Origin of the sequence: Bacillus sp. EE-W1, from assembly GCF_009760835.1 — a bacterium.
Taxonomy (GTDB): Bacteria; Bacillota; Bacilli; order Bacillales; family Bacillaceae_G; genus Bacillus_A; species Bacillus_A wiedmannii.
On sequence record NZ_WIPE01000064.1, the window covers coordinates 113630 to 120566 of the forward strand.

Sequence of the window (6937 nt, forward strand, 5' to 3'; positions counted from 1 at the left end):
AATACTATCTTTACTACGAAAAAGATGCTCTAGGACTGTAATTCGCTCTTGTTTTTGTACTGGTTCGCACCAACCACCAGCTCTCTGTTACAGGGAAACAACAACTACTGCTTTTCCTTTCAACGCATATATATTTAATTTTCAAGTTAGACCACTAAAATATAAAAAGTCCCTACTGAATAAATCAGTAGGGACGATATTTATCGCGGTACCACCCTAGTTGTAGACTTATTTCGTCTACCTCTCTTCATTGTTAACGATCATCTGACCGTCTTTCCCTTCATAAAGACAATACTATCTTTACTACGAAAAAGATGCTCCAAGACTGTAATTCATGATTATCCCTGTACTGGTTCACACCAACCACCAGCTCTCTGTTACAGTAAGACTAACCACTACTGTGATCTCTTCATTGCACTTTGTTTATTCAAATGTTTTTGAAATTGAATAAGTATGATTCGTATTATAGAACGCTTTTCAAAACACTGTCAACAACTTTTTATATTTTTTTTAAAATTCCACTTCCGCCCTACATTTCTTCTTGTAAATTCTCCATAACAATTCCGATGCGAATTATCTCATTATCTATTGCATTTAATACATATTTTTCTACTCCATACTGGATTAATATTTCTTTTATTTGAATGATTTCAGTTTCAAGTAAATCGGCTTCTTGAAGCGTTTGTAGTAAAGTGAAAAATACATTTGCATACAATTCTTTATACATTTTTATACTCTCTGTCTTTTCAAGTATTTCATTAAACAACTGTTTTAACTCCGTTTGATTCCCTTTTCCAACCAAACCTGAAAATGTTTTTATTATAGATAATCCTCTTTCTACTATTTCATCCATAAATAAAATAATACGCAAAAGCATTACATATTCTCTAGCTGTGATTTCACCCATTTTCGGTCGCTCTCGCAAAAATACACTGAGCCAAGATGCCCAAAATTTGTGTTGTTCTTTTGCACTTAACGTTTTGACATAATAGCATAAAAACTGCATAAATTTAATTTTATTTTCTTCATTTTCTTGTATAAGTAACGGGTATAACCAATCTGTTTTTTGCTCCCAATACAGTACACATTTAATAAATACAAAACTGAGCCATTTCAAGAAAGCTTCCCTCGTATGCGGATGTAATACTTCCAAATGTTCTACTGCATACTTAATAAATCGTTTCATTTCTGTAAATAAAGGTAAATTGATTTGCGTGTAACATAAGCCTGCCCATGCATATTTCGTAATCTCATTTTCTTTCTTTAAATCTAAGCATGGCAACAAATATTTTCGGCACCATTGCTTCTCAATATGATAAAGAAATGTAACATCTGCTACTAAACGAGCTAACATAAAATTTGTCCGTACTTTACTAACTCTTACTTGTTCTTCAAATAAAAATAAATATTCATATACATTACGATCGTATAAATGATCATATGATAACAGTTTTAATAATACAGCTGTCATTTTCCCAACAGGATGCTGGATCGATTCATTGTAAAAGTCTTGTTTTCCAAGCTTAAAATCTGTATCACTTTTCATTACTTGAGGGAATACCGAAAAAGCAAAACGTTTCACACTGCGTATACTATTTTCCTCTAACTCTTCTAATCGATTACTAATCTCATATAGAAAGCTACTAATTAACCAATGAAAAGCAGTATTTCTAACAAATTTCTGTAATAGCGGAATTACTTTTTGGATTTGTTCATTTGTCAATCCTCGGTTATTTCGCCACTCTCTAATACAAACAAACCATACTTCATTACTTATTTCGTGCATACCAACTAATTGATAGGCAAATGAAATACTCCATTCTGTATTCAACTTACATGCTTTCGATAACATCTCTAAAAAATGGCGTTGTTCAAAAACACCATCTTGAGAAAATTGACGAACTTGCTTCATAATTTCATCGTCTTTCAACTGCAATAATCCATCAGCAGTTACATTACAAGTAATACTTTGATCTGCCGTCTCTTTCTTTTGTACACTATATCGATCAGAATGAAAGTGAGGATGTTTTTGCTTCATTAACTCATAACCTTTTGCTGTAGATGGACTATTCGAATCACAAGTGAATAATAAATCTAAAACTAAACAAGCATCAAATGCTCTCTCCTCTGCAAGGTCCTTCAATACAATTTGAATAACCTCTTCCTTTGTTTTTTCTAAAGAGTGTGCGAAATGATTTTTTATAAGTTGAAAAACTTCGTGTTTATACGTGACATCTAAAAAAAGTCCTTCCTGTAACAACCATTTCATTTTGGCATCAGCGCTAACGAATCTATTTTTATTCATCGCATCAATTGCAATTCGGTTCTGAAGCATGCTGTTTGCTTTTATCATTTCTGTAATATAATAATTTGCTTTTTTTTCATTATTTTCACACAAATAAGCTAAACACTCTTTTACAATTTGAATTAAAAATGCAAGATCATTTTGCTGAAACTCTTTTTCAACATTTTCCTTATCCTTTTTTTTCAGTGCCGTTTGTCGTAGTGATAACATTCGCATCTTCTCTATTCCCATCATCATAATTGGTACGGCGTAATAGGAAATATGAGGTTTCATCTTCTCATTCCAAATTTGCTCCACATAAGAAAATGTAGACACTGGTAAACGACTCGATTCCTCAAGTTCTATTGATTCTTGCGTATCATTTCCCCATTTTCTTTCCCGCTTCAATTTCAGTTTTCCGTCCAAAATAAACGTTAGTAATAATAAAGCAATTTCTTTATGCTCAGGAAAAGAACATTTTTGCAGTAAGCAAGAAATTTTTTCAATAGATTTACTATCTTTTTCAGCTGTTTCTAATAAAAGAAGCGTCCATCTTGCAAACAACAACGGGTCCATTTTAATTTTCGTTTCGTTTAAGTAGCTACAAATTGTTCTCCATAATAACGGAGATATTTTAGAATGATTTTTAAAAATTAATTGAAATAATTCTTTTTGATGACTAAAAAGAAATTGTTCCACCAACCATTCTGCAAGTAATTCATCTACCTCATTATCGTTTGATGTAACTAAAAATAAATTTTGTAATTTCCCTTCTGCTTCAAGCCATTCCACCCATTCATAATCATGAGCAAATTCAACAAAGTAGCGGACTGTTTCAATTTTTTTTATGGATTGTTTTATGTATGATAATTGTTCCTGCTCTACTGACGGTGGAACTGTTACTATGTCACGAATTCGCATTCGTTTTGTAATATAATTATCTCCCATTAATTCTGCCCATCGCTTCACTGCTTTAACAAGAGATTGATGATTATTACCTTTATTCGGGTATACAATCGGCCGTATTCCTAAATGCTCCCAATGGTACGTATTTTCCCCTTGTGCAACAAATGCATAACGCCTTGTACTTGGCGGTAAACCAGTAGCCAAATATTTCATTACTGGGTCATTATGGCTATATCCAACGAATAAAACAGTATAATTCGAGAATAAATCAACTAAAAACCTTCTTGCCCAGCCTTCGGTCAAGTAAGCCCTTCCAAAATCACCATCTGTTAAAATTAAAGCTTCTTTCTCTTGTTCTATATTGCCATGTATGTAAGCGAGTCCTTTAAACGCTCTACCTGTAGGTAACGCAGGTGCGTAATATACGTTTAATTCTCTATTCATTTCTTTCATCGCAGTTGTAAAATGCCGATCAAAATTTGTCGTGACAATGCGGACTTCCGTATCTAAAGGAAACAACCTCGGAATCGCATAATGAAGCGGATTCGGCTTTGATTTTTCAATATGAACTAAATCTCTTGCAACTTGATGTATATCTTTTGTTTTCGCAATTTTACCAAGATAATAATCATGAGGTTCTGTTATTTCACGCGTTTCTACATATAACGTTTTCGCAATCTCATCAACTAGATCATCAAAATTCGGTAAGTTTGATTTCCCTTTCATAGAAACTCCCGCTCCAACAAATAGTACTAACTTTCCTTGTTCAAGATGATCAATTAACTCCTCTGGAATTTCTACTTCTGAAGTAATCCACATCATGGATTCCCCCTTACCTAAAAATGTCATATACTCTCATTTTACTATAACATTTTTTCTTTGTTTTTTTAATATTTAGACAAAAACGAACATGAAAAAGTTTTATGTAAATATATTCGTTACAATGTATGAACTCCTAAATTTATTGTAAAACTATGTATAAATCGGAGGTGTAAATATTGAATGGTTTTACTGTAGTACTTATCAAATTTATATCGTGCATTATCGCATTTAGTATTGGACTCGCTTTGTTTTTCCCTGCAACGTTCGTCCAAATTATTTCATTTAGTCTCTTTGTTACAATCGTTTCCTATATGTTCGTCGATAAAATCATATTAAACCGAATAGGCAATACCGGTGCCATTATGTCGGATTTCTTACTAACGTATTTAAGCGTATGGATTTTCGGTAATATTTTATTAGACAATTACATGCAAATTGCATGGGGGAGTTTCCTTTCCGCTACTGTCTTTACATTATCTGAAGTAATTGTTCATCGCTTTTCTAACTCACACACAAGGCACAAAAACGATAACATTCATATTAATCGCCGCTTTGCATATGGTACGGAATTTGCTGAAGAACAGAATGTTTTGGATAAAGATAAGAAGAAATAACATTTTGATGCAGGAGCGCCCTTTTTAATTATGTGGTGCTCCTTTTGTGTATTTTCATTATGGTATGTGAAATTATATGAACAATTTTTTTAATATATCTTATAATAAAAAACTGCCTCTTATTTAGAGGCAGTCACTTTCAAATCTTTTAACGCAACAACATTAGCAAACGCTCCAAACACTACATTATGATGCTTTACAATGTCTTCCGCACGTAACACGTCTGTATGAAACGTACTATGTGCATCACTCACTAACGTTACTTTATAACCTTCACTAAACGCTCTTCGCGTTGTCGTATCCACACAGTACTCTGTTTGCATTCCTGAAATCATAACGTGTTCAATGCCTTTTTCTTGTAATACTTCGTTTAAGTTTGTCTTATGGAAAGAATCTGGCGTCGTCTTTTCAACGATACGATCCCCTTTTTGCGGAGCAATCGCCTCATGCACTTTCCAGCCCTCTGTACCTTTTTCTAACGGATGATCTTTTGGTCCGTTATGTTGTACATAAATAACTGGAATATCATTTGAACGACATTCCCCAATAAGCTCTTGCAATATTTCTAAAAACTTTTCCCCATTATGTACTGGCATTCCTGCTGTATACATACCTGCTTGCACATCAATTACTAGTAATGCTTTTTTCATTTCGCGCAGCTCCCTTTGTTTGTATTCTATCATCCAACAATCTTCTAATTTCCCCTCATGCAGCTCATGTTCCTTTAATATCTTCACTTTTTTAAAGCCGCATTTTTCATAACATTTTATCGCACGTTCATTATTTACTTTCGGATCCATTGCAATTGCTTCTGCTCCCGTGTTCTCCATAATATATTTAATTTCTGCCTGAACGAGTTTCGTTCCAATTCCTTTTCCCCAATAAGTCGGCTCTCCGATAAATTGATCCATTCCCCATACATTTTGTGATTCTTCATAGCCATATAATGTTTTCCACTCAGAATCAATTGGGTACATTTGTATGTAACCAATTGGAACAGCATCAAACTCTATTAAACATCTTTTTTCATGACTATTTGGATTATGTATAAAATGATTCAGTACCATTTCTACAGATTGCGGATTATCGCGTCCTTCGTAATACCGCAAGACTTCTGGGTCTGTTAACCATTTTGAAATGATTGGTGCATCCTCTTCTATTACGTATCTAATCGATATATTATCTTTTTGAAATAGCATATAATACCTCTTTTTAATTATTTATATTTTTTCTTGTTGTGAAATCTTTCATTACACCTATTAGTGCGTATGGTAACAATGTAATCGCAAAAAGAGCTGTAAACACATTAAAATGAGGAATTTCATATGGAGTGAACCATTCCGTGAAAAATTCAGAATGTAAAATTCTATTTAAAAAATCTCCACTTGGCTTAAAATTTGGTGCCCATCCTATAATCTCACAAATAATAAATAGTAATTGAACAATTATAAATGCCCCTAGATAGCGAAACCATGTCCGTTTCCAAATCGGCTGCGCCTTATTTAATTCATGTTCCATCTAGCTCCCACCTTTTTATTTCCATCCTATTAATTATACACTTTCCATGGTTTATTTGTTAAAATTTTCTATATAATCATTCATGCTGGGGGAATTCATTATGTCTAATCCTATACATAAATCAACATTAATCATTCTTAGAGGAAACTCCGCAAGTGGTAAAACAACAATCGCAAAGCAACTACAAGAATATTTCGGACAAGGTACACTTTTAGTATCACAAGATGTTGTACGTAGAGATATGCTTAGCGTACATGATACGATGGGAAATTTATCACATGATTTACTATTTGAAATTACAAAGTATGGAAAAGGAAAATGTGAGTTTGTTATTTTAGAAGGCATTTTAAACAGTCGTAGATACGGTGAAATGCTAAAAGAGTTAATACATTTTTTTGAAGGAAAGGCATATACATATTACTTTGATTTATCATTAAAAGAAACGATTCGACGACATAATACAAGGGACAAACGATATGAATTTGGTGAGGGTTCCCTACAAAAATGGTATAATCCGCACGATACAATTGAAGTTGCTCGAGAAACTATTTTTACAGATACCTTCACGCAAAAAGATATATTTAATGCGATTCTTACTGATGTTGCGATACAAAAATAAAAGCCAGTCTCAATAAAGAGAACTGACTTCTATCTAGATAACTTTATTTATTAAAGAATTTTAACTTTAACAGTTTGTCTTCCCCAATTCATAGCTTTACTTTTTGAGCCCATTAAAACATCAATACGATTTCCTTTAATAGCACTTCCAGTATCACCAGCAATTGCTTCGCCA

The 6937-nt window shown here is 33.1% G+C and carries 6 protein-coding genes, 1 pseudogene and 2 other annotated features (1 of these 9 only partly in view); of the genes and pseudogenes, 2 read left to right on the top strand and 5 right to left on the bottom strand.

Annotated elements, in window-relative coordinates; all coding sequences use genetic code 11:
* Positions 1 to 132 (bottom strand) — a binding site (T-box leader) (it extends 103 nt beyond the left edge of the window).
* Positions 133 to 186: 54 nt separating this feature from the next.
* Positions 187 to 422: a binding site (T-box leader), on the bottom strand.
* A 107-nt stretch (positions 423 to 529) separates the two neighbouring features.
* On the bottom strand, positions 530 to 4009 hold the full coding sequence (locus GFJ36_RS15385; RefSeq protein ID WP_176546168.1) for a DUF4020 domain-containing protein: 3480 nt from the start codon (positions 4007 to 4009) through the stop codon (positions 530 to 532).
* A 179-nt stretch (positions 4010 to 4188) separates the two neighbouring features.
* On the opposite strand from GFJ36_RS15385, the gene GFJ36_RS15390 reads away from it, so the two are divergent.
* A complete protein-coding gene (locus tag GFJ36_RS15390) occupies positions 4189 to 4626 on the top strand; it encodes a YndM family protein (RefSeq protein ID WP_097891848.1) in 438 nt (145 codons plus the stop codon).
* Between the two features lie 119 nt (positions 4627 to 4745).
* Here GFJ36_RS15390 and GFJ36_RS29650 read toward each other — a convergent pair whose 3' ends face one another.
* The 3 genes and pseudogenes from GFJ36_RS29650 to GFJ36_RS15400 all read right to left on the bottom strand — a co-directional run bounded on the left by GFJ36_RS29650 (position 4746) and on the right by GFJ36_RS15400 (position 6144).
* Positions 4746 to 5276, bottom strand: a complete 531-nt coding sequence (locus tag GFJ36_RS29650) for a cysteine hydrolase family protein (protein WP_227558137.1) — start codon at positions 5274 to 5276, stop codon at positions 4746 to 4748.
* Positions 5277 to 5291: 15 nt separating this feature from the next.
* Positions 5292 to 5825: pseudogene (locus GFJ36_RS29655) on the bottom strand (GNAT family N-acetyltransferase); the annotation flags it as partial.
* 13 nt (positions 5826 to 5838) lie between these two features.
* Positions 5839 to 6144 carry a YfzA family protein gene (locus GFJ36_RS15400; protein WP_087983753.1) on the bottom strand — a complete coding sequence of 102 codons (306 nt, stop codon included), beginning with the start codon at positions 6142 to 6144 and terminating at the stop codon, positions 5839 to 5841.
* Between the two features lie 100 nt (positions 6145 to 6244).
* Here GFJ36_RS15400 and GFJ36_RS15405 point away from each other — a divergent pair, with 100 nt between their 5' ends.
* On the top strand, positions 6245 to 6763 hold the full coding sequence (locus tag GFJ36_RS15405; RefSeq protein ID WP_087983752.1) for a kinase: 519 nt from the start codon (positions 6245 to 6247) through the stop codon (positions 6761 to 6763).
* A 50-nt stretch (positions 6764 to 6813) separates the two neighbouring features.
* On the opposite strand, the gene GFJ36_RS29660 is transcribed toward GFJ36_RS15405, so the two are convergent.
* Positions 6814 to 6937, bottom strand: a 124-nt coding sequence (locus GFJ36_RS29660; RefSeq protein ID WP_242016000.1) for a 3D domain-containing protein, incomplete at its 5' end; no start/stop codon positions are given.

Coding starts and splice junctions, on each gene's coding strand:
- GFJ36_RS15385 (WP_176546168.1), bottom strand. CDS start 4,009: ATGTGGATTACTTCAGAAGTAGAAATTCCAGAGGAGTTAATTGATCAT.
- GFJ36_RS29650 (WP_227558137.1), bottom strand. CDS start 5,276: ATGAAAAAAGCATTACTAGTAATTGATGTGCAAGCAGGTATGTATACA.
- GFJ36_RS15400 (WP_087983753.1), bottom strand. CDS start 6,144: ATGGAACATGAATTAAATAAGGCGCAGCCGATTTGGAAACGGACATGG.
- GFJ36_RS15405 (WP_087983752.1), top strand. CDS start 6,245: ATGTCTAATCCTATACATAAATCAACATTAATCATTCTTAGAGGAAAC.